Source organism: Bradyrhizobium monzae (assembly GCF_021458635.1).
Taxonomy (GTDB): Bacteria; Pseudomonadota; Alphaproteobacteria; order Rhizobiales; family Xanthobacteraceae; genus Bradyrhizobium.
The window spans coordinates 92232-111486 of sequence record NZ_JAIRDQ010000006.1; the positions used below are offsets into that span (position 1 = coordinate 92232).

General features: G+C 64.0%; 18 protein-coding genes. 11 read left to right on the forward strand and 7 right to left on the reverse strand.

Going from position 1 to position 19255, the window contains the following annotated elements; genetic code table 11:
* Positions 1–10: 10 nt before the first annotated feature.
* From K3F49_RS22315 to K3F49_RS22340, 6 genes are read left to right on the forward strand one after another with little or no spacing between them, the layout of a single operon-like run.
* A complete protein-coding gene (locus K3F49_RS22315) occupies positions 11–1486 on the forward strand; it encodes a type II and III secretion system protein family protein (protein WP_234683101.1) in 1476 nt (491 codons plus the stop codon).
* 20 nt (positions 1487–1506) lie between these two features.
* Positions 1507–2241: a CpaD family pilus assembly protein gene (locus K3F49_RS22320; RefSeq protein ID WP_234683102.1), complete on the forward strand. Its 735-nt coding sequence runs from the start codon at positions 1507–1509 to the stop codon at positions 2239–2241.
* Entirely contained in the window at positions 2238–3503 is a 1266-nt protein-coding gene (locus K3F49_RS22325; RefSeq protein WP_234683103.1) for an AAA family ATPase, read from the forward strand. Before K3F49_RS22320 ends, K3F49_RS22325 begins: the two co-directional genes overlap by 4 nt.
* A gap of 21 nt (positions 3504–3524) precedes the next feature.
* Positions 3525–4976 carry a CpaF family protein gene (locus K3F49_RS22330; RefSeq protein WP_234683104.1) on the forward strand — a complete coding sequence of 484 codons (1452 nt, stop codon included), beginning with the start codon at positions 3525–3527 and terminating at the stop codon, positions 4974–4976.
* Positions 4977–4992: 16 nt separating this feature from the next.
* Positions 4993–5970, forward strand: coding sequence for a type II secretion system F family protein (locus tag K3F49_RS22335; RefSeq protein WP_234683105.1), 978 nt, complete (start codon positions 4993–4995; stop codon positions 5968–5970).
* Positions 5971–5979: 9 nt separating this feature from the next.
* The gene (locus K3F49_RS22340) at positions 5980–6954 is read left to right on the forward strand and encodes a type II secretion system F family protein (protein WP_234683106.1); all 975 of its coding nucleotides are present in this window, start codon (positions 5980–5982) and stop codon (positions 6952–6954) included.
* A gap of 63 nt (positions 6955–7017) precedes the next feature.
* Here the strand turns inward: K3F49_RS22340 and K3F49_RS22345 are convergent, their stop codons facing one another.
* Together K3F49_RS22345 and K3F49_RS22350 are read right to left on the reverse strand one after the other, a co-directional pair.
* Positions 7018–7830 carry a tetratricopeptide repeat protein gene (locus K3F49_RS22345; protein WP_234683107.1) on the reverse strand — a complete coding sequence of 271 codons (813 nt, stop codon included), beginning with the start codon at positions 7828–7830 and terminating at the stop codon, positions 7018–7020.
* 169 nt (positions 7831–7999) lie between these two features.
* Positions 8000–8203 carry a hypothetical protein gene (locus tag K3F49_RS22350; RefSeq protein WP_234683108.1) on the reverse strand — a complete coding sequence of 68 codons (204 nt, stop codon included), beginning with the start codon at positions 8201–8203 and terminating at the stop codon, positions 8000–8002.
* Between the two features lie 190 nt (positions 8204–8393).
* Between K3F49_RS22350 and K3F49_RS22355 the strand changes: the two genes are divergently transcribed.
* Positions 8394–9767 carry a leucyl aminopeptidase family protein gene (locus tag K3F49_RS22355; RefSeq protein WP_234683109.1) on the forward strand — a complete coding sequence of 458 codons (1374 nt, stop codon included), beginning with the start codon at positions 8394–8396 and terminating at the stop codon, positions 9765–9767.
* The gene (locus K3F49_RS22360; RefSeq protein WP_234683110.1) at positions 9760–10614 is read left to right on the forward strand and encodes a C40 family peptidase; all 855 of its coding nucleotides are present in this window, start codon (positions 9760–9762) and stop codon (positions 10612–10614) included. The genes K3F49_RS22355 and K3F49_RS22360 overlap by 8 nt, the downstream gene beginning before the upstream one ends.
* Positions 10615–10657: 43 nt before the next feature.
* On the opposite strand, the gene K3F49_RS22365 is transcribed toward K3F49_RS22360, so the two are convergent.
* Complete coding sequence (locus tag K3F49_RS22365) at positions 10658–11545, reverse strand: MBL fold metallo-hydrolase (protein WP_234683111.1); 888 nt, start codon at positions 11543–11545, stop codon at positions 10658–10660.
* Positions 11546–11636: 91 nt separating this feature from the next.
* Here K3F49_RS22365 and K3F49_RS22370 point away from each other — a divergent pair, with 91 nt between their 5' ends.
* The 3 genes from K3F49_RS22370 to K3F49_RS22380 are packed head-to-tail and all read left to right on the forward strand — an operon-like array spanning position 11637 to position 13348.
* Positions 11637–11966 carry an ArsR/SmtB family transcription factor gene (locus K3F49_RS22370; protein WP_234683112.1) on the forward strand — a complete coding sequence of 110 codons (330 nt, stop codon included), beginning with the start codon at positions 11637–11639 and terminating at the stop codon, positions 11964–11966.
* Positions 11967–11990: 24 nt separating this feature from the next.
* Positions 11991–12539, forward strand: a complete 549-nt coding sequence (locus tag K3F49_RS22375; RefSeq protein WP_234683113.1) for a rhodanese family protein — start codon at positions 11991–11993, stop codon at positions 12537–12539.
* A 29-nt stretch (positions 12540–12568) separates the two neighbouring features.
* Complete coding sequence (locus K3F49_RS22380; RefSeq protein WP_234683114.1) at positions 12569–13348, forward strand: sulfite exporter TauE/SafE family protein; 780 nt, start codon at positions 12569–12571, stop codon at positions 13346–13348.
* Between the two features lie 90 nt (positions 13349–13438).
* Here the strand turns inward: K3F49_RS22380 and K3F49_RS22385 are convergent, their stop codons facing one another.
* Genes K3F49_RS22385 through K3F49_RS22400 form a run of 4 tightly spaced genes read right to left on the reverse strand, consistent with a single transcriptional unit; the run spans position 13439 to position 19242 of the window.
* Positions 13439–15076: an ABC transporter ATP-binding protein gene (locus K3F49_RS22385; RefSeq protein ID WP_234683115.1), complete on the reverse strand. Its 1638-nt coding sequence runs from the start codon at positions 15074–15076 to the stop codon at positions 13439–13441.
* A gap of 7 nt (positions 15077–15083) precedes the next feature.
* Complete coding sequence (locus K3F49_RS22390) at positions 15084–16262, reverse strand: ABC transporter permease (protein ID WP_234683116.1); 1179 nt, start codon at positions 16260–16262, stop codon at positions 15084–15086.
* The gene (locus K3F49_RS22395) at positions 16262–17371 is read right to left on the reverse strand and encodes a microcin C ABC transporter permease YejB (protein ID WP_234683117.1); all 1110 of its coding nucleotides are present in this window, start codon (positions 17369–17371) and stop codon (positions 16262–16264) included. The genes K3F49_RS22390 and K3F49_RS22395 overlap by 1 nt, the downstream gene beginning before the upstream one ends.
* A gap of 2 nt (positions 17372–17373) precedes the next feature.
* Complete coding sequence (locus K3F49_RS22400) at positions 17374–19242, reverse strand: extracellular solute-binding protein (protein ID WP_234683118.1); 1869 nt, start codon at positions 19240–19242, stop codon at positions 17374–17376.
* Positions 19243–19255 lie beyond the last annotated feature (13 nt).

Consider the following 19255-nt stretch of genomic DNA (forward strand, 5'->3'; position numbering starts at 1 on the left):
GGCAGTCGATATGAAATGCAGGGCAGACCTGGCGACGATGCGGACCTCGATGGTTCGTGCCCTGTCGTTCTCCGCCGCTCTCGCGCTGACGCTCAACCCCGCGCTGACACCCGTGATCGCAGCGGATTACCGTCCCGCGGCGCCGATTGCAGCCGACGGCCAGATGAACGCGCGCTTCCTCTCGCTCGGCGTCGGCAAGTCGATCGTGATCGACCTGCCGCGCGACATCAAGGATGTGCTGGTTGCCGATCCCAAGATCGCCAACGCAGTGGTCCGCTCGTCCCAGCGCGCCTACATCATCGGCGCCACGGTCGGCCAGACCAACATCGTGTTCTTCGATTCCGCCGGCCAGCAGATCGCCGCCTATGACATCGCGGTCAAGCGCGATCTCAACGGCTTGCGTGCGGCGCTGAAGCAGATCCTGCCCAATTCCGACATCCAGATCGACGGTCTCGGCGACGGCGTCGTCCTGACCGGGACTGCGGCCAACCCGCTTGAAGCGCAGCAGGCCAACGATCTCGCCGCACGCCTTGCCGGCGGCCCTGAAAAGGTGGTGAATTCGATCGTGGTCCGCGGCCGCGACCAGGTGATGCTGAAGGTGACGGTCGCCGAAGTCGCGCGCACCATCGTCAAGCAGCTCGGCATCGATCTCACTGCGAACCTGAACTACGGCACCTCGGTGGTGAGCTTCACCAACTCCAACCCGTTCACCGCGCTTGGTAAAAATCTCGTCGACGGCAACGCTCTGACCACCAAGTTCGGCGCAACGCCGTCGGTGCAGGCCACCCTGCGCGCGATGGAAACCGCAGGCGTGATCCGGACGCTGGCCGAGCCAAACCTGACCGCGATCTCCGGCGAGTCCGCGACCTTCATCGCCGGCGGCGAATTCCCGGTGCCGGCAGGTTATGCCTGCGATCCCACCACGCATGTCTGTACCACCCAGATCAGCTTCAAGAAGTTCGGCATCTCGCTCAACTTCACCCCCGTGGTGCTGACCGAGGGCAAGATCAGCCTGCGGGTGATGACCGAGGTCTCCGAACTGTCGAACGAAAATGCGATCACGCTGTCGCAGGCCGTGACCTCGACCTCGGTCAACTCGCTAACGGTGCCGTCGATCAAGACCCGCCGCGCCGAAACCTCGCTCGAAATTCCCTCAGGCGGCGCGATGGCGATGGCCGGCCTGATCCAGCAGCAGACCAAGCAGGCGATCAGCGGATTGCCTGGGCTCATGCAGCTCCCGATCCTCGGCACGCTGTTCCGCAGCCGCGACTTCGTCAACAACTCGACCGAGCTGGTCGTGATCGTGACGCCCTATATCGTTCGCGCAGCGGCGCCAAAGGACCTGTCGCGGCCGGATGACGGCTTTGCGGCGCCCGCGGACCCGCAGGCAGAACTGATCGGCAACATCAATCGCATCTATGGCGTGCCGGGCCGGACCGAACCGGCAAAGAACTACCGCGGCACCTACGGCTTCATCACGGACTGATGGCGGAACGGGGACATAGTATGATGACAACACGACCCCGGATCCGCTACCGCGCCGCCGGCTTCGGTGGCGCGCTTGTCGGTATCGCGCTCGCGCTCGGCGGCTGCCAGCATGATGAGCTGGCCACCGCTTCCATTCCCGACGATTACAAGCAGCGTCATCCGATCGCGATCGAGGAACAGAACCGTTCGATCGTCGTGTTCGTCGGTCACGCCCGTGGCGGCCTGACCGCAGCTCAGCGCGCCGACGTGATGGGCCTGGCCTCGACCTGGATGCACGAGGGCACCGGCGCCATCCACATCGACGTGCCATCCGGAACGCCGAATGCGCGTCCGGTGGCCGAATCGATGCGCGAGATCCAGGCGATGCTGGCGGCGGCGGGCGTTCCCACGCGCGGCATCATCGCCCGCCCCTACCAGCCGGAAGACAAGCGCTTCCTGCCGCCGATCCGGCTGACCTATTCCAAGATCGCCGCGGTCGCGGGCCCCTGCGGCCTCTGGCCGGAGGATCTCGGCCCCTCGATAAAGAACAAGAGCTGGTTCGAGAACAAGGACTATTACAATTACGGCTGCGCCTATCAGCGCAATATCGCGGCCATGGTCGACAATCCGTCGGACCTCGAGCAGCCGCGGTCTGAAACTCCGGCCTACACGGCGCGCCGCACTGCCGCCCTCGAGAAGTATCGCAAAGGAACTCCGACGGCGATTGCCTATCCCGAGGCCGAAAAGGCCAAACTCAGCGACACCGGCAAATGATCAACTACGCGCGCCAGACTCAAGAAGAACAGCCGGAAGCCCCTGCGCCGGTCGAGGAGCATATTGCACCCGCGCCGCGCGTCTCGGTTCAGGCCTTCTGCGAAACCGTGGAGACTGCGGCCGCCGTGCAGTCGGCAGGCGAGGACCGCCGTCTCGGCAAGGCCCATCTGAAGATCCAGATGGGTGGCATGGCGGCTGCGATTGAAGCTTATCGGTCTGCTCCCACTCCCAATGTGATCGTGCTGGAGAGCGACGCCCGCAACGATTTGCTGGCCGGGCTCGACCAGCTTGCTACAGTCTGCGACGCCGGCACCCGGGTGGTCGTGATCGGCCGCATCAACGACGTCATGCTCTATCGCGAGCTGGTGCGCCGCGGCGTCAGCGACTATGTGCTCGCGCCGGTTGGTGCGATCGACGTCGTGCGCTCGATCTGCAACCTGTTCTCGGCACCGGAAGCCAAGGCAGTCGGCCGCATCATTGCCGTGGTCGGCGCCAAGGGTGGCGTCGGCGCCTCCACGATCTCCCACAACGTCGCCTGGGCGATCGCGCGGGATCTCGCGATGGACGCCGTGGTCGCCGATCTCGACCTCGCCTTCGGCACCGCGGGGCTCGACTACAATCAGGACCCGCCGCAGGGTATCGCGGATGCCGTGTTCTCGCCCGATCGCGTCGATACCGCCTTCATCGACCGGCTGCTGTCGAAATGCACCGACCACCTCAGCCTGCTGGCGGCGCCGGCGACGCTCGACCGGGTCTATGATTTCGGCACCGATGCCTTCGACGCGGTGTTCGACACGTTGCGCGCGACCATGCCCTGCATCGTGCTCGACATCCCACATCAATGGTCGGGCTGGACCAAGCGCGCTTTGATCGGCGCCGACGACATCCTGATCGTGGCGGCGCCGGACCTCGCCAACCTGCGCAACACCAAAAACCTGTTCGATCTCCTGAAGGCCGCGCGTCCCAACGACCGCCCACCGCTGTACTGCCTGAACCAGGTCGGCGTTCCAAAGCGGCCGGAGATCGCGGCGACCGAATTCGCCAAGGCAATCGAGAGCCAGCCGGTCGTCTCGATCCCGTTCGAGCCTCAGATCTTCGGGGCGGCCGCCAACAACGGCCAGATGATCGCGGAGATCTCCGCCAACCACAAGTCGATCGAGATGTTCCTCCAGATCGCCCAGCGCCTGACCGGCCGCAGCGAGACGAAGAAACAAAAGTCGTCCTTGCTTTCACCGCTGATTGACAAGTTGCGGGGAAAATAGGCCGCCGCATGGAGTTGTTAAGTGTTCGGTAAGCGTAGCGGAACAGACACCGACCTTCGGGGCGCCGTGTCGCCAGAGCCTGCCCCGGCTCCGGCGCCGACGGTGTCGCGCGCGCCGCCCCCGCCGGCCGTCACCTCCCCGCCGCTCGCTCCCTCCCGGCCCGCTCCAGCCATGGAGAGCCGCCGCTCGGACAATTATTACGAGGTCAAGGCGACCATCTTCGGCGCGCTGATCGAGGCCATCGACCTCGCCCAGCTCGCCAAGCTCGATTCCGAGTCCGCACGCGAGGAAATCCGCGACATCGTCAACGAGATCATCGCGATCAAGAACATCGTGATGTCGATCGCCGAGCAGGAAGAGCTGCTCGACGACATCTGCAACGACGTGCTCGGCTACGGTCCGCTCGAGCCGCTGCTCGCCCGCGACGACATCGCCGACATCATGGTCAACGGCGCCGGCACCGTCTTCATCGAAGTCAACGGCAAGATCCAGAAAACCGGCATCCGCTTCCGCGACAACCAGCAGCTCCTCAATATCTGCCAACGCATCGTCAGCCAGGTCGGCCGGCGCGTCGACGAGTCCTCGCCGATCTGCGACGCACGCCTCGCCGACGGCTCCCGCGTCAACGCCATCGTGCCGCCGCTCGCGATCGACGGCCCCGCGCTCACCATTCGTAAGTTCAAAAAAGACAAGCTGACGCTGGATCAGCTGGTCAAGTTCGGCGCGATCTCGCCGGAAGGCGCGGAAATCCTCCAGATCATCGGACGTGTCCGTTGCAACGTGCTGATCTCCGGCGGTACCGGCTCGGGCAAGACCACGCTGCTCAACTGTCTGACCAATTACATCGAGCACGACGAGCGCGTCATCACCTGTGAAGACGCCGCCGAACTCCAGCTCCAGCAGCCCCACGTGGTACGGCTCGAAACCCGGCCGCCCAACATCGAGGGCGAAGGTCAGGTCACCATGCGCGAGCTGGTGCGCAACTGTCTGCGTATGCGCCCCGAACGCATCATCGTCGGCGAAGTCCGCGGTCCGGAGGCCTTCGACCTCCTCCAAGCCATGAACACCGGCCATGACGGCTCGATGGGAACGCTGCACGCCAACAATCCCCGCGAAGCGCTGTCGCGCTGCGAATCCATGATCACGATGGGCGGCTTCTCGCTGCCCTCGCGTACCATTCGCGAAATGATCTGCGCCTCCATCGACGTCATCGTCCAGGCCGCGCGCCTGCGCGACGGCTCGCGCCGCATCACCCACATCACCGAGGTGATGGGCATGGAAGGCGACACCATCATCACCCAGGACGTCTTCCTCTACGACCTGGTCGGCGAGGACGCCAACGGCAAGATCATCGGCAAGCACCGCTCGACCGGCATCGGCCGCCCGAAATTCTGGGAACGCGCCCGCTATTACGGCGAAGAGAAACGCCTTGCCGCCGCGCTGGACGCCGCGGAATCGACACCGAAGACGTGAGCAGGTCGGCGCAATCATGAACATGCAGGTCCTCGCCCTCGCCTTCCTCGCCACCGCCGCCGTCGGCGGCATCGCCTGGGTCTTCCTCTATCCGCTGCTGTCAGGCGAGCGGAAGGCCGAGAGCCGCCGGGCCTCGATCGGGCGCGCCGACGCACCCGCGGCCAAGCAGGCCGAAAAGAGCCAGCGTTCGCGCCGTGAGCAGGTCGAGAGTTCGCTCAAGGACCTCGAGGCACGGCGTACGCAGGAGAAGAGCGTACCGCTCCACGTCCGCATTTCGCAGGCAGGGCTCGACTGGAGCCCGCAGAAATTCTGGATTGCGTCCGCCGTCGTGGCCGGCGTGTTTTTCTTTGGCGCGCTGTTCGGCGGCGGCGGCCTGATCGGTGCGGCCGGGCTCGCCTTCGCAGGCGGTCTCGGCCTGCCGCGCTGGGCGCTCGGCTTCCTGAAGAAACGCCGCGAGAACAAATTCCTGAAGGCACTGCCCGACGCCGTCGACGTCATCGTCCGCGGCATCAAGGCCGGCCTGCCGCTGTTCGAATCCATCAAGGTCGTCGCGGCCGACGCGCCGGAGCCGCTGCGCAGTGAGTTCCTCGCCATCATCGAGACGCAGGCCATCGGCATGCCGCTCGGCGAGGCCTGCTCGCGACTCTACGATCGCATGCCGCTGCCGGAGGCCAATTTCTTCGGCATCGTGGTGTCGATCCAGCAGAAGTCGGGCGGCAACCTCTCCGAAGCGCTGGGCAACCTCTCCAAGGTGCTGCGCGACCGCAAGAAGATGAAGGAAAAGATCCAGGCGATGTCGATGGAAGCCAAGGCCTCGGCCGGCATCATCGGCTCGTTGCCGCCGATCGTGATGTTCCTCGTATATCTCACGACGCCCGGCTACATCTCCCTGCTGTGGACCCATCCCACCGGCCAGCTCATGCTGGTCGGCTGCGTTGCCTGGATGTCGATCGGCATCATGGTGATGAAGAAGATGATCAACTTCGATTTCTGACGGTGCCGTATGGTCGATTTCCTCGTTACGAAACTGCATGACCCGCATTTCATGACGATGCTGCTGGCGGCCATCGCCGCCAGCGCCACCGTGTATACGCTGGTGATGCCGCTGTTCGCCGGCGAGGGCCTCGCCAAGCGCATGAAGGCGGTGGCGAGCGAGCGCGAGCGGATCCGGCAGCGCGAGCGCGAACGCCTCAACAAGAGCGAGAAGGTCTCGCTGCGCCAGACGCCCAAGCAGCTCGTCTCCAAGGTGGTCGACGATTTCAACCTGACCAAATGGCTGGCGCAGGAAGCTGCGCGCGACAAACTGATCATGGCGGGCTACCGCGGCCAGGCGCCGTACGTCACGTTCCTGTTCGCCCGCCTGGTGGCGCCGCTCGTACTGTTCGTCGGCTCGGTCATCTACGTGTTCCTGATCGCACATATGGATCGCCCGATGCCGATCAAGATCGGCATCTGCGTCGGCGCGGCCTATCTCGGCCTGCAGGCGCCGATGCTGTTCCTGAAGAACGCAATCTCCAAGCGCCAGCTCTCGATCAAGCGCGCCTTTCCCGATGCGCTCGACTTGCTGCTGATCTGTATCGAATCCGGCATGTCGGTGGAAATGGCGTTCCGCAAGGTCGCGACCGAAATCGTCGGCCAGTCGATCGCGCTGTCGGAGGAGTTCACGCTGACCACCGCCGAGCTGTCCTATTTGCAGGACCGCAAGGTGGCCTATGAAAACCTGGCGAAGCGCACCGGGCTCGAAGGCGTGAAATCGGTGTGCTTGGCACTTCAGCAGGCGGAACGCTACGGCACCCCGCTCGGCCAATCCCTGCGCGTCATGGCACAGGAAAACCGCGACATGCGCATGAACGAAGCAGAGAAGAAGGCCGCCGCCCTTCCGCCGAAGCTGACGGTGCCGATGATCCTGTTCTTCCTGCCGGTGCTGTTCGTCGTCATTCTCGGACCGACCGGCATCAAGATCTCCGAGTTGCACTGACGCCAGAGATTGCGGACCGTACGCGGTCCGCAGCCAATTTCAGGAACGGAAGATCGGGTCTGATCAGTCGGGTTGGCTGAGCGAAGCAACCGGCGTCCGCTTCGACGCACCGCGCGGGCCATCGTTGCGGTTCAGCATTTCCTTGAGATACGCGACATTGGCCGCCGCCTGCTCCGGCGGCAGGTCCGCCTTCACGATGGTCTCGGCCTCGGCGAAGCGGCCCTGGAGGCCGACCACAAGGCCGAGATTCTGTCGCACCCGGGAGCTTGCACGCGGTGAAGCATAGGCCTGCCGCAGCGCCTCTTCCGCCTTGGGCAGGTCCCGCGACAGCATGTAGGACAGGCCGAGATTGGAGAGAACGCCAGGATCGCCCGGCGCAATCTTCAAAGCGCTCGCGTAATAAGCGCGCGCCTCATCGTGGCGCCCCATCTGGTCGAGCGCGGCGCCCTGCACCGACAGCAAATGCCAGTCCGGATTGTCGGGCGAATGCGCCTTCGACAGCACGTCGAAGGCCTGCTGGAAATTACCATTGTCGGCGAGCGCGCGGCCATATTGGGCAAGCAGCTGCTTGTTGCCGGGATTGGCGATGGTCGCCTGTTCGAGCACGGCCGCGGCCTGGGCGCGTTGGCCGTTGGCACGCAGAGCCTGGCCATAGGCCAGCGCCACGTCGGGATCCTTGGGATTGGCGCGGTAGCGCTCGCTATAGGTCTCGATGGCGCGCGCCGGATCGGCCGGGGTGGCTTCCGCCTTCGGACCGATCGAGCCGGTAATATCGGAGAGTTTTGACATTGCCGTGCAGCCGCCGAGACTCGCGGCCGCCAGTGCGATCAGCGAGGCGGAGGCAAGAAGCCGGGCAGGACGGAACCATTGACGCATGACGCTTTGACTCTCGAGCCGATTGATCGAGCCGAACGCGCCAGCAATAGACTGTTAACCCTAATGGCCGGTTAACGCGCAGGACCGCTGCCGCCCTGCGGCAACGCGCTCGTGAACGACAGTTCTCGAACGACATACCAGCGCAATCAGCAGGTGGTTTCAGGGCCGATCAATATTCGACGGCGAGACGCTTGCGGATTTCGTCAATGCGCTTGTCGAGCGCATCAAACCGCGCATGAATCGATCGGTCATGAAGATAGAAGACGTAGCCTCCGGCGAGGAACGCAAAGACCCAGTGGTGATGCTCGACATAGCCAAAGACGGCCTCGATGGCCTGGCCGATGAATGTGATCACGCCCCACACAAATTCCATCGCAATTCCTCCCGGCACGCTTCGTCTTCGGTCACCGCCGTTCTCTGCGCAACTGGCAACCGCCGCCCGAACCTAGCATGGCTGCTTCTCTGCGAGTAGCGGCTCACTGAGCGGTGACCGCAAAGCCGATTGCAGCCACCGCAAAACTCTGCGAAGTCTCCTCCAACTGAATGACCTTGCGGACCCGCCAATGCCATCCGTCTTCGAGACGTCCACGACTGCCACCCCGATTACCTTCGTCACCAAATCGAGCTGGGATGCCGTGCGCGAGACGCTGCCGCCGGCGCAACGCCAGTTCGCCACCGCGAGCGCCTTTGCCGCCAAGGCGGGCGGCTATCTTGCACTGCCCGCGCCCGACGGCACCATCGCGCAAGTGCTGTTCGGGCTCGAGGACGACGGCGCCAGAGCCCGCGATCCGTTCCGGCCGGGCGCATTGCCAGGCCTGTTGCCGCCGGGCACCTATCGCTTTGCCAACGCACCGCACGACGCGCGACTGGCGGCGCTGGCCTTTGCACTCGGCAGCTACCGCTTCGCCCGTTATCGCAAGGTTGACCGCCCCGACGTCCGGCTGGTGCCTCCTGACGGCGTCGACCCCGCCGAGATCAACCGCATGGCGGATGCCGCGATGCTGGCGCGCGACCTCATTAATGCCCCGTCCAACGACATGGGACCGGACGAGCTCGCCGCGACCGCGCAAGAACTCGCCGCCGAGTTCGGCGCAAGCTGCGCATGCACCATCGGCGAGGATCTCAAGACGAACTTTCCGCTGATCCACGCCGTCGGCATGGCCTCGGATCGTGCGCCGCGGCTGATCGACATCGCCTGGGGCGATCCCGGCCATCCCAAGGTGACGCTGGTCGGCAAGGGTGTCTGTTTCGACACCGGCGGGCTCGATCTGAAGCCGTCGAGCGGCATGCTGATCATGAAGAAGGACATGGGCGGCGCCGCCAACGTGCTGGCGCTGGCGCGCATGGTGATGGATGCGAAGCTGAAAGTCCGCCTGCGCGTGCTGATTCCGGCGGTCGAGAACGCGGTCTCCGGCAATGCCTTCCGCCCGCTCGACATCTTCACCTCCCGCAAGGGCATCACCGTCGAGATCGGCAATACCGACGCGGAAGGCCGGCTGGTGCTCGCCGACGCGCTGGCGCTGGCCGACGAGGAGAAACCCGAGCTGCTGATCGATCTCGGCACGCTGACCGGCGCCGCGCGCGTCGCGCTGGGGCCGGATTTACCGCCCTTTTACACCAATGATGAGACCCTGGCCGCCGACGTCGCGCGCTGCGCGGTGACGGAGAACGATCCCTTGTGGCGCATGCCGTTGTGGCCGCCCTACGATGCGTGGCTGGACTCCAAGACCGCCACCATCACCAACGCACCGTCCGGCGGCTTTGCCGGCTCGATCACCTGCGCGCTGTTCCTGCAGCGCTTCGTCGAGCAGGCCAGGAGCTGGCTTCACGTGGATATTTATGGCTGGACGCCGTCGGCCAAGCCGGCGCGGCCCGAGGGGGGCGAATGCCAGGCCGCCCGCGCCATCTACAAGATGCTGAGCGAGCGCTATGGATAATCCAAGCAACGATCCAAGGCTGACACCGGCGCGCGGCGACCTCGCCGCGGCCTATCTCGAAGGTAAGGTGCAAGCCGATCGCTTCGTCACGGGCGAGGAATTCGAGGTGGTCGCAGCGATCGCGCCGGTGCGCGAGCAAGCCTCCTCGAACGCGATGCTGATGACCGAGGCGCTGCACGGTGAGCGCGTCACGGTCTATGACCGCAACGGCGAAGGCTGGGCCTGGGGCCAGCTCGGCGGCGATGGCTATGTCGGCTGGCTGCCTGACGCGACGCTGATGAAGCCGGCGGCTGCGCCGACCCACAAGGTCAGCGCGTTGCGGACACTTGCCTTCCCCGGTCCCTCGATCAAGCTGCCACCGGTCGACACGCTGGTGCTGGGATCGAAGCTCACGATCGCGCGCGAGGACGGCATCTTCGCCGTCACGCGCGAGGGCACATTCCTGCCGAAGACCCATCTCGCGCCGCTCGACCATCGCGAGTCGGACTTTGTTGCGGTCGCCGAGCGCTTCGTTGGCACGCCCTATCTCTGGGGCGGCAAGAGCAGTTTTGGCATCGACTGCTCCGGCCTGGTCCAGGTCTCGCTGACCTCAGCCGGCACCGGCTGCCCGCGCGACAGCGACATGCAGCAGGCCGGACTCGGCCGCTCGCTGGAGCCGCACGAGCGAAACAGACTGCAGCGCGGCGATCTGATCTTCTGGAAGGGCCATGTGGCCATCGTGCGCGACAGCAGCACGATGGTTCACGCCAACGCGCATCATATGGCAACCGTGATCGAGCCGATCGAGCCGGCCATCGCGCGGATCAAGGCGGCCGGCAGCGACGTCGTCGCGATCAAGCGGCTCTGAAGGGATTCACGTCGCCCGCTGGAGTTCGTACAAAGTCGCGTGCCTAAACGCAGGTCTGCGCCCCGCCCTTCAGCGTCACGGGAATGGTGAGATAGCGAACGCCGTTGGCTTCGGCCGGCGGGAATTTGCCGGCGCGGATGTTGACCTGGATAGAAGGCAACAGCAGCCTCGGCGCCGAGAGCTTTGCATCGCGCGCCTGGCGCATGGCCACGAACTCGTCCTCCGTGACGCCCTCCTTGACCTGGATGTTCTTCTCGCGCTGTTCGCGTACCGTGGTCTCCCAGGCGTAGGTGTCGCGGCCGGGAGCCTTATAGTCGTGACACATGAATAGCCGCGTCTCGGGCGGCAGCGCCAGGAGGCGCTTGATCGACCGGTAGAGCTGGTGCGCGTCGCCGCCAGGGAAGTCGGCCCGCGCAGTGCCGTAGTCCGGCATGAACAGGGTGTCGCCGACGAACACGATTTCCCCGATCTTGTAAGAGACGTCGGCGGGCGTGTGCCCGGGCGTGTAGATCACCTCCACGTCGAGTTCGCCGATCTTGAAGCGCTCGCCGTCCCGAAAGAGACGATCGAAGTCGCTGCCGTCCGTCTTCAGGTCGGTGGCGTTGAAGATCGGCCGGAAGATGCGCTGCACGTCCTTGATGTGTTCACCAATGCCGATCTGTGCGCCGGTCTTTGCCTTGATGAAGGGGGCGCCCGAGAGGTGGTCGGCATGGGCATGCGTCTCGAGCACCCATTCGATCGTGTAGCGCGCCTCTGCGGCGGCGTTCAGCATGGCATCGACCGAGTGCGTGTCCACCTCGCCCGTATTGTGGTCGTAGTCAAACACCGGGTCGATGATGGCGGCCTTCTTCGTCGCTGGATCGGCGACCAGATAACTCACCGTGTTGGTCGGCTCGTCGAAGAACGCTCTGATAGCGGGTTGTCCTGACATGGCTTGAACCTCCTGATGCCACGGGTTCGGTTGGTCTTGACAACATATTAGCATCTGCTAAATAAGCAATAGCTAAAATAAGGAGCGGCCAATGGCCTCCCGAACCTTGGATCTAGAGAATTTCGAAAAAAAAGCGGTTGAGGTCGCCGCCACTCTGCGCGCGCTCGCTAACGAGCGTCGTCTGATGATCCTGTGTCAACTCGTCGAATGCGGCGAGAGCAACGTGAGTTCCCTCGCGGAAGCCGTGGGTCTGTCGCAATCTGCCCTGTCGCAGCATCTCGCAAAGATGCGCGAGGAGGGCGTCGTCGCCTTTCGGCGCGAAAGCCAGACACTCTGGTACCGCATCGCCGATCCGCGCATCGAGCAACTCCTTGCCACGCTGCACAGGCTCTTTTGCAAACCCGTCAAAGCGAAGAACTAATTCAGGAAAGTTGAGGAGCTAGTCATGTCACTACCCACAATCAAGCCATCCGAGGCGCGCCGTCTTCTCGACAGCGGCGCCCTGCTCATCGATATCCGCGAAGCCGATGAGCACGCCCGCGAGAAAATCCCCGGCGCGCATCACCTGCCCTTGTCGAAGCTGGACGAGGCAGACCTCGCCGTGCATCGGGGCAAGCCGGTCATCTTTCATTGCAGGAGCGGCATGCGCACCCAGGCGAACGCGCTACGGTTCGCCACGAAGCTCGGCGAGACCTGCGAGGCTTATATCGTCGAAGGCGGGCTCGACGCCTGGCGCAAGGCCGGCCTGCCGGTCGTGAGCGATCGGTACCAACCGCTGGAACTTCAGCGCCAGGTGCAGATTGGAGCCGGAACTCTTGCCTTCGTTGGCACGCTGCTCGGTCTCTTCGTGTCGTCGTGGTTTTTCGCTGTGCCGGCCTTCGTCGGCGCAGGGTTGATCACGGCCGGCGTCACCGGCTTTTGCGGCGTGGCCCGCATTCTCATGCGCGCACCTTGGAACCGCAGCGTCTACGGCGCCCGCACACAGGCCGCGTGACAGTGGCTTGAAATGAGGAGCCGCCCATCATGTTCTCGCTGACCCAAGGCGCGCTCGGCCTCGCTTCTGGCTCGCTAGTCGGCTTTTCGCTCGGGCTGGTTGGAGGCGGCGGCTCGATTTTGGCCGTGCCGCTCCTCGTCTATCTGGTTGGGGTGTCCGATCCTCACGTGGCGATCGGGACCAGCGCCATCGCCGTTGCGACGAACGCTGCTGCGAACCTCGTCAACCACGCCCGCGCCGGCAACGTGAAATGGCGCTGCGCTTCCGTATTCGCACTCGCAGGCGTGGCCGGCGCCTTCCTCGGCTCCACGCTGGGCAAGATCGTCGAGGGCCATAAGTTGCTGGCGTTGTTCGCGATTGTGATGATAGTGGTCGGCGCGCTGATGCTGAAGGGCCGCTCCGACGCAGGCCAGCCTTCGGTCCGGCTCAACCGGGAGAATCTGCCGAAGCTCCTCGCCTTGGGGCTCGCCACCGGAGCTTTGTCCGGCTTCTTCGGGATCGGCGGCGGCTTTTTGATCGTACCGGCGCTCATCGCTGCCACAGGCATGCCGATCCTCTATGCGGTCGGCTCCTCTCTTGTGGCGGTGACCGCCTTTGGGCTGACTACGGCTGCCAACTACGCACTGTCCGGCCTGGTGGATTGGTATCTTGCCGCGTTGTTCATCTTCGGCGGAGTTCTCGGCGGACTGCTCGGCGCCCGCTCCGCCGGCTCACTCGCCGCGCGCAAGGGCGCATTGAACACCGTGTTCGCGGCGCTCATCTTCGCGGTAGCGATCTATATGCTGGTTCGCAATCTCGGCCTGATGTGATTGATATCCCGGAGGCGCGCCAGCGCGCGAACCAAGATGTGCAACTGCGCATCTGAGGTTCGAACTTCGCGCGCCCCGGAACGACGGAGGTCATGTCGCGACCGAGCCGTTGCCCGCCGTCTCGAGCCGGAACGCCGCCGCGAACAGTGCGCGGGTGTAATCCGTCTTCGGATTCTTGAACAGCTCGGCCGCCTGGCCTTCCTCGACCACCTTGCCGCCGCGCATCACGATGAGATGGCTTGCGAGCGAGGCGACGACGCGCAGATCGTGCGAGATAAACATATAGGTGAGATCGCGCCTGCGCTGCAATTCACGCAGCAGGTCGACCATCTGCGCCTGAATGAGCATGTCGAGCGCGCTGGTCGGCTCGTCCAGCACGACGAAATCCGGCTCCAGCACCACCGCACGCGCGATGCTGATGCGCTGGCGCTGGCCGCCGGAGAATTCATGCGGATAGCGGTAGCGGGTGTCCGGCTTCAGCCCGACGTCCTCCAGCGCCTTGACGACGCGCGCCTCCCGTTCCTCGCGCGACAGCTTCGGCTGATGCACGGAAAGGCCTTCGACGATGATGTCGGCCACCGACATGCGCGGGCTGAGCGAGCCGAACGGATCCTGGAACACGATCTGCATGTCGCGCCGGAAAGGCCGCATCTCCTTGAAGCGCAGGCCCTGGATATCCTTGCCCAGAAACACGATCCGCCCGTTCGACGAGATCAGCCGCATCAGCGCCAGCCCGAGCGTGGTCTTGCCCGAACCGGATTCACCGACGACGCCGAGCGTCTCGCCCTTGCGTACGGCAATGCTGACGCCGTCGACCGCCTTGATATGGCCGACCGTCTTGCGCATCAGGCCGCGCTTGATCGGAAACCACACCTTCAGATCATCGGCCGACATCACCACCGGCGCACCCGGCTGCGGTGGCGCCGGATCCGGCTTCGGCTCGGCCGCGAGCAGATCACGCGTATAGGGATGTTTCGGGGCCTTGAAGACTTGCTCGACCGGCCCCTGCTCGACGATCACGCCCCCCTTCATGACGCAGACGGTGTCGGCGATGCGACGCACGATACCGAGATCGTGGGTGATGAAGAGCAGGCTCATGCCGAGCCGGGCGCGGATCTCGGCGAGCAGCGTCAGGATCTGCGCCTGTACGGTAACGTCGAGCGCCGTGGTCGGCTCGTCCGCGATCAGCAAATCCGGCTCGTTGGCGAGCGCCATCGCGATCATCACGCGCTGGCGCTGGCCGCCGGAAAGCTGGTGCGGATAGCTGTTCAGCCGCGTCTCCGGCTCGGGAATGCCGACCTGCGTCAGTAATTCCAAAGTCCGTTTGCGCGCCTGCGCGTTGCTGGTCGGGTTGTGCAGCTGGATGATCTCGCCGATCTGCGCCTCGATCGTGTGCAGCGGATTGAGCGAGGTCATCGGCTCCTGGAAGATGATGGAGATGTCGCTGCCGCGAATCTCCCGCATCTGCTGCTCGGACTGGTCGATCAGCTCCTGCCCCTTGAAGCGAATGCTGCCCGAGGGATGCGAAGCGCTGGGATAGGGCAGCAGTTTCAGGATCGAGAGCGCGCTGACCGACTTGCCCGAACCGGACTCGCCGACCAGCGCGACGCATTCGCCGCGCTTGATCTGGAACGAGACCTTGTCGACCGCAAGCGTCGTGTTACCGCCCTGGTGGAAGGCCACCGAGAGGTCGCGCACGGCAAGCAGGGGCTGGTTGATCGCGTCCATCACGCCCTCACTTGAACGTCTTGCGCGGATCAAAGGCGTCGCGCACGGCTTCGCCGATGAAGATCAGCAGCGACAGCATGATCGCGACCGAGAAGAAGCCGGAGAAACCGAGCCAAGGCGCCTGCACGTTCGACTTGCCCTGCGACAGCAGCTCACCGAGCGACGGCGAGCCGGGCGGCAGCCCGAAGCCGAGGAAGTCGAGGGCCGTCAGCGTCATCACCGAACTCGACACGATGAACGGCAGGAACGTCATGGTCGCGACCATCGCGTTCGGCAGCAAATGCTTGAACATGATCACGGAGCTCGACACACCGAGCGCTCGCGCCGCCTGGATGTACTCGAAATTGCGCCCGCGCAAAAACTCCGCACGCACGAGTCCGACCAGCGACACCCAGGAAAACAACAGCAGGATGCCAAGAAGCACGAAGAAGCCGGGCACGAGCACCGACGACAGGATGAGCAGCAGATAGAGCGACGGGATCGCGGTCCATATCTCGATGAAACGCTGGAACAACAGATCGATCCAGCCGCCGAAATAGCCCTGCACCGCGCCGGCGGCGATGCCGATGATGGAGGAGACGATGGTCAGGCAGAGGCCGAACAGCACCGAGATGCGGAAGCCGTAGATCAGCCGCGCCACCACGTCGCGGCCCTGATCGTCGGTGCCGAGCCAGTTGTATTCGAGGTCACGGCAGCTTTTGAGGCCCTTCTTCTCGACGACAGGCTTGCACTGCGCCTCCGTCAGCATCCAGGTTGGCGGCGACGGCGCCGGCGTCGGCAGATCGAGATTGTGGGTGTCGTAGGAGTAGCGGATCAGCGGCCAGACGATGCTGCCACCCTTGTCCTTGATCAGCTTCTGCAGATAGGGATCGCGATAGTCCGCCGCCGTCTCGAAGTCGCCGCCGAAGGTCGTCTCCGAATAGGTGACAAAGGCCGGCCAGTAGAGATGGCCGTCATAGTTGATCATGAACGGCCGGTCGTTGGCGATCAGCTCGGCGAACAGAGACACCACGAACAGGATCATGAAGATCCAGAATGACCAGTAGCCGCGCCGGTTCGCCTTGAAATTATCCCAGCGCCGTCTGTTGAGCGGCGACGGCGCGAACGGCTTGCGCGTGATCGGCACCGCGTCGCCGAGCGGCGACTTCGCGGTGGTCTCGATCGGGGTGGGGGCGGTCAGCGTCATCAGACCTCCCGCGCTTCGAAATCGATCCGCGGGTCGATCCACATATAGGTGATGTCCGAGATCAGGTTGACCACGAGGCCGACGAGCGAAAAGATGAAGAGCGTGCCGAACACCACGGGATAGTCGCGGTTGAGAACGCTTTCGAAACTGAGCAATCCCAGCCCGTCCAGCGAGAAGATGGTCTCGATCAGAAGCGAGCCCGAGAAGAAGGCATGGATGAAGGTGCTCGGAAAGCCTGCGATGACAATGAGCATCGCGTTGCGGAAGACGTGACCATAGAGCACCCGGTTCTCGCTGCAGCCCTTCGCGCGCGCGGTCATCACGTATTGCTTGCGAATTTCGTCCAGGAACGAGTTCTTGGTCAGGAACGTCATCGTGGTGAACGCGCCGAGCCCCATCGCGATCAGCGGCAGCGTCAAATGCCAGAAGTAATCGATGATCTTCCAGTACCAGGGAAATTGCGACCAGCCGTCCGACGTCAGGCCGCGCAGCGGGAACCAGTTGAAGAACGAGCCGCCGGCGAACAGGATGATCAGGAGGATCGCGAACAGGAAGCCGGGGATCGCGTAGCCGAGCACGAGCACGGTCGACGTCCAGGTGTCGAAGCGCGTGCCGTCCTTGACCGCTTTGCGAATGCCTAGCGGTATCGAGATCAGGTAGGTCAGGAACGTCAGCCAGATGCCGAGCGAGATCGAGACCGGCAGCTTTTCCTTGATCAGCTGGAGCACGCTGACATCGCGGAAATAGCTGTTGCCGAAATCGAAGCGGGCGAAATTCCACACCATCAGCGCGAAGCGTTCCGGTGCCGGCTTGTCGAAGCCGAATTGCTTCTCCAGCTTCTTGATGAAGTCGGGGTCGAGGCCCTGCGCGCCGCGATATTTCGAGTTGATGGCATCGCCGCCGGCGCCCAGCTGTCCGGGCGCGCGTTGCGCAAAATCGCCACCGCCCGAGATGCGGGAGCTGCCGCCGGTGTCGGCGCCCGAAAGCTGCGCGATCACACGCTCGACCGGACCGCCCGGCGCGAACTGCACGACGATGAAGGAGACGAAGAGGATTCCGAGCAATGTCGGGATCATCAGGAGGATGCGGCGGGCGATATAGGCGCTCATGATTATTTCGCCTGCTCGAGCTTGGCCGCCTTGGAGGCATCGAACCACCAATTTTCCGGCGCGCCGACGCCTTGTGCATATTTCGGCGGCTTGTCGGGATGACTGAACTGGTCCCAATAGGCCACGCGATGGAAGTTCGCGTACCATTGCGGCACCCAATAGCGTCCGGCCCGGAACACGCGATCGAAAGCCCGACACGCCGTGGTCAGCTCAGCCCTGGTTTGAGCTGCAATGATCTTGTCGATCAACGCGTCGATGATGGGATCGGAGATGCCGGCGAGATTGTACGAGCCCTTGGTCTTGGCCGCCTGTGACGAGAAGAACGCCCGCATGGCATCGCCGGGCGTCGCCGACATCGAGAAGCGTTCGATCGTCATGTCGAAATCGAAATCCTCGAGTCGCGCGCGGTACTGCACGGCGTCGACCAGGCGGAAAGTGGCGTCGATGCCCAGCGTCGCGAGGTTCTTCAAATAGGGCCCGTGATGCGGCTGGATCGACTGCTCATCGTTCAGGAACTCGATCGTGAACGGCTCGCCATTGGGCAGCACCCGCTTGCGGTCCTTGACGACGAAGCCGGCTTCGTTGAGCAGCTCGCTCGCCTTGCGCAGCAGACTTCGGTCCTGTCCGGAGCCGTCCGACACCGGCGGCACGAAAGGCTGGCCGAACACTTCATCGGGCACCTTGCCACGGAAGGGCTCCAGCAGTGCAAGCTCTTCAGGCGAAGGCGGGCCGGATACCATCATGTCGGAGTTCTGGAACGGCGAGTGCGTGCGCGCGTAGGCGCCGTACATGATCGACTTGTTGGTCCACTCGAAGTCGAATGCGTAGATCAGCGCTTCACGCACCCGTGGATCCCTGAACTTGTCGCGGCGAAGATTGATGAACCAGCCCTGCGCACCCGACGGGGTCTCGTCCGGCAGCTGCTCCTGCTTGACGCGGCCGTCCTTCACCGCCGGGAAATCATACCGCGTGGCCCAGATACGCGCCGTGAGCTCCTCGCGGAACAGATAATTCTTGCCGGTAAAGCCTTCGAAAGCGACGTCGCGATCGCGGTAGAATTCGTAGCGCACCGTATCGAAATTATAGCTGCCGCGGCAAACCGGCAGGTCGGCGCCCCACCAGTCCTTGACGCGCTCGTATTCGATGTAGCGATTGACCTCGAACTTGCCGACCTTGTACGGGCCGGAGCCCAGCGGCGTATCAAGCGTCGATTCATCGAAGGCCCGCGTGGAATAATACGCCTTCGAGAAGATCGGCAGACTTGCGACATAGAGCGGCACGTCGCGTGCGCGGTTCGGCGCGAAGGTGACGACCACAGTGGCGTCGTCGAGCGCTTCAGCCTTCACGAAATCGCGGAGCTGCACGACGATCAGCGGATGGCCCTTCTCCTTCAGAGTGTTGAGCGAGAAGGCGACGTCATTTGCGGAGAGCTTCGAGCCGTCGTGGAAGCGCGCCTCGGGCCGTATCGTGAAGGTGTAGGCCAGCTTGTCCGGCGAGATCCGCACCGATTTTGCGGCTAGCCCATACATCGCGTCGGGTTCGTCATTGGCGCGCGCCATCAACGGCGCGAAGGTCATGTCCATGCCCTGCGCGCCCTCGCCCTTCAAGATGTAGGCGTTGAGCGAGGAGAACGTGAAATAGGACTGGTTGTAGGCCCGTACCGAGGGGATGAGCGAGAACGCGCCCCCCTTCGGCGCGTCGACATTGACGTAGCCGAAATGGTGGAAGTCGACCGGATATTTGAGATCGCCGAAGGCCGAGATGCCGTGAGCGTCGGCAGCTCCCTCCGACGCCCGCGCACCGCGCAACAGCGGGGCGCTCAACGCACCGACACCCAAAGCCAGGACATGCCGGCGTGAAAGCTGCGCCATGCGCAATTGCTTC

Coding starts and splice junctions, on each gene's coding strand:
- K3F49_RS22340 (WP_234683106.1), top strand. CDS start 5,980: ATGGTCGATTTCCTCGTTACGAAACTGCATGACCCGCATTTCATGACG.
- K3F49_RS22320 (WP_234683102.1), top strand. CDS start 1,507: ATGATGACAACACGACCCCGGATCCGCTACCGCGCCGCCGGCTTCGGT.
- K3F49_RS22395 (WP_234683117.1), bottom strand. CDS start 17,371: ATGAGCGCCTATATCGCCCGCCGCATCCTCCTGATGATCCCGACATTG.
- K3F49_RS22360 (WP_234683110.1), top strand. CDS start 9,760: ATGGATAATCCAAGCAACGATCCAAGGCTGACACCGGCGCGCGGCGAC.
- K3F49_RS22365 (WP_234683111.1), bottom strand. CDS start 11,545: ATGTCAGGACAACCCGCTATCAGAGCGTTCTTCGACGAGCCGACCAAC.
- K3F49_RS22335 (WP_234683105.1), top strand. CDS start 4,993: ATGAACATGCAGGTCCTCGCCCTCGCCTTCCTCGCCACCGCCGCCGTC.
- K3F49_RS22355 (WP_234683109.1), top strand. CDS start 8,394: ATGCCATCCGTCTTCGAGACGTCCACGACTGCCACCCCGATTACCTTC.
- K3F49_RS22380 (WP_234683114.1), top strand. CDS start 12,569: ATGTTCTCGCTGACCCAAGGCGCGCTCGGCCTCGCTTCTGGCTCGCTA.
- K3F49_RS22370 (WP_234683112.1), top strand. CDS start 11,637: ATGGCCTCCCGAACCTTGGATCTAGAGAATTTCGAAAAAAAAGCGGTT.
- K3F49_RS22350 (WP_234683108.1), bottom strand. CDS start 8,203: ATGGAATTTGTGTGGGGCGTGATCACATTCATCGGCCAGGCCATCGAG.
- K3F49_RS22345 (WP_234683107.1), bottom strand. CDS start 7,830: ATGCGTCAATGGTTCCGTCCTGCCCGGCTTCTTGCCTCCGCCTCGCTG.
- K3F49_RS22315 (WP_234683101.1), top strand. CDS start 11: ATGAAATGCAGGGCAGACCTGGCGACGATGCGGACCTCGATGGTTCGT.
- K3F49_RS22385 (WP_234683115.1), bottom strand. CDS start 15,076: ATGGACGCGATCAACCAGCCCCTGCTTGCCGTGCGCGACCTCTCGGTG.
- K3F49_RS22400 (WP_234683118.1), bottom strand. CDS start 19,242: ATGGCGCAGCTTTCACGCCGGCATGTCCTGGCTTTGGGTGTCGGTGCG.
- K3F49_RS22390 (WP_234683116.1), bottom strand. CDS start 16,262: ATGACGCTGACCGCCCCCACCCCGATCGAGACCACCGCGAAGTCGCCG.
- K3F49_RS22375 (WP_234683113.1), top strand. CDS start 11,991: ATGTCACTACCCACAATCAAGCCATCCGAGGCGCGCCGTCTTCTCGAC.
- K3F49_RS22325 (WP_234683103.1), top strand. CDS start 2,238: ATGATCAACTACGCGCGCCAGACTCAAGAAGAACAGCCGGAAGCCCCT.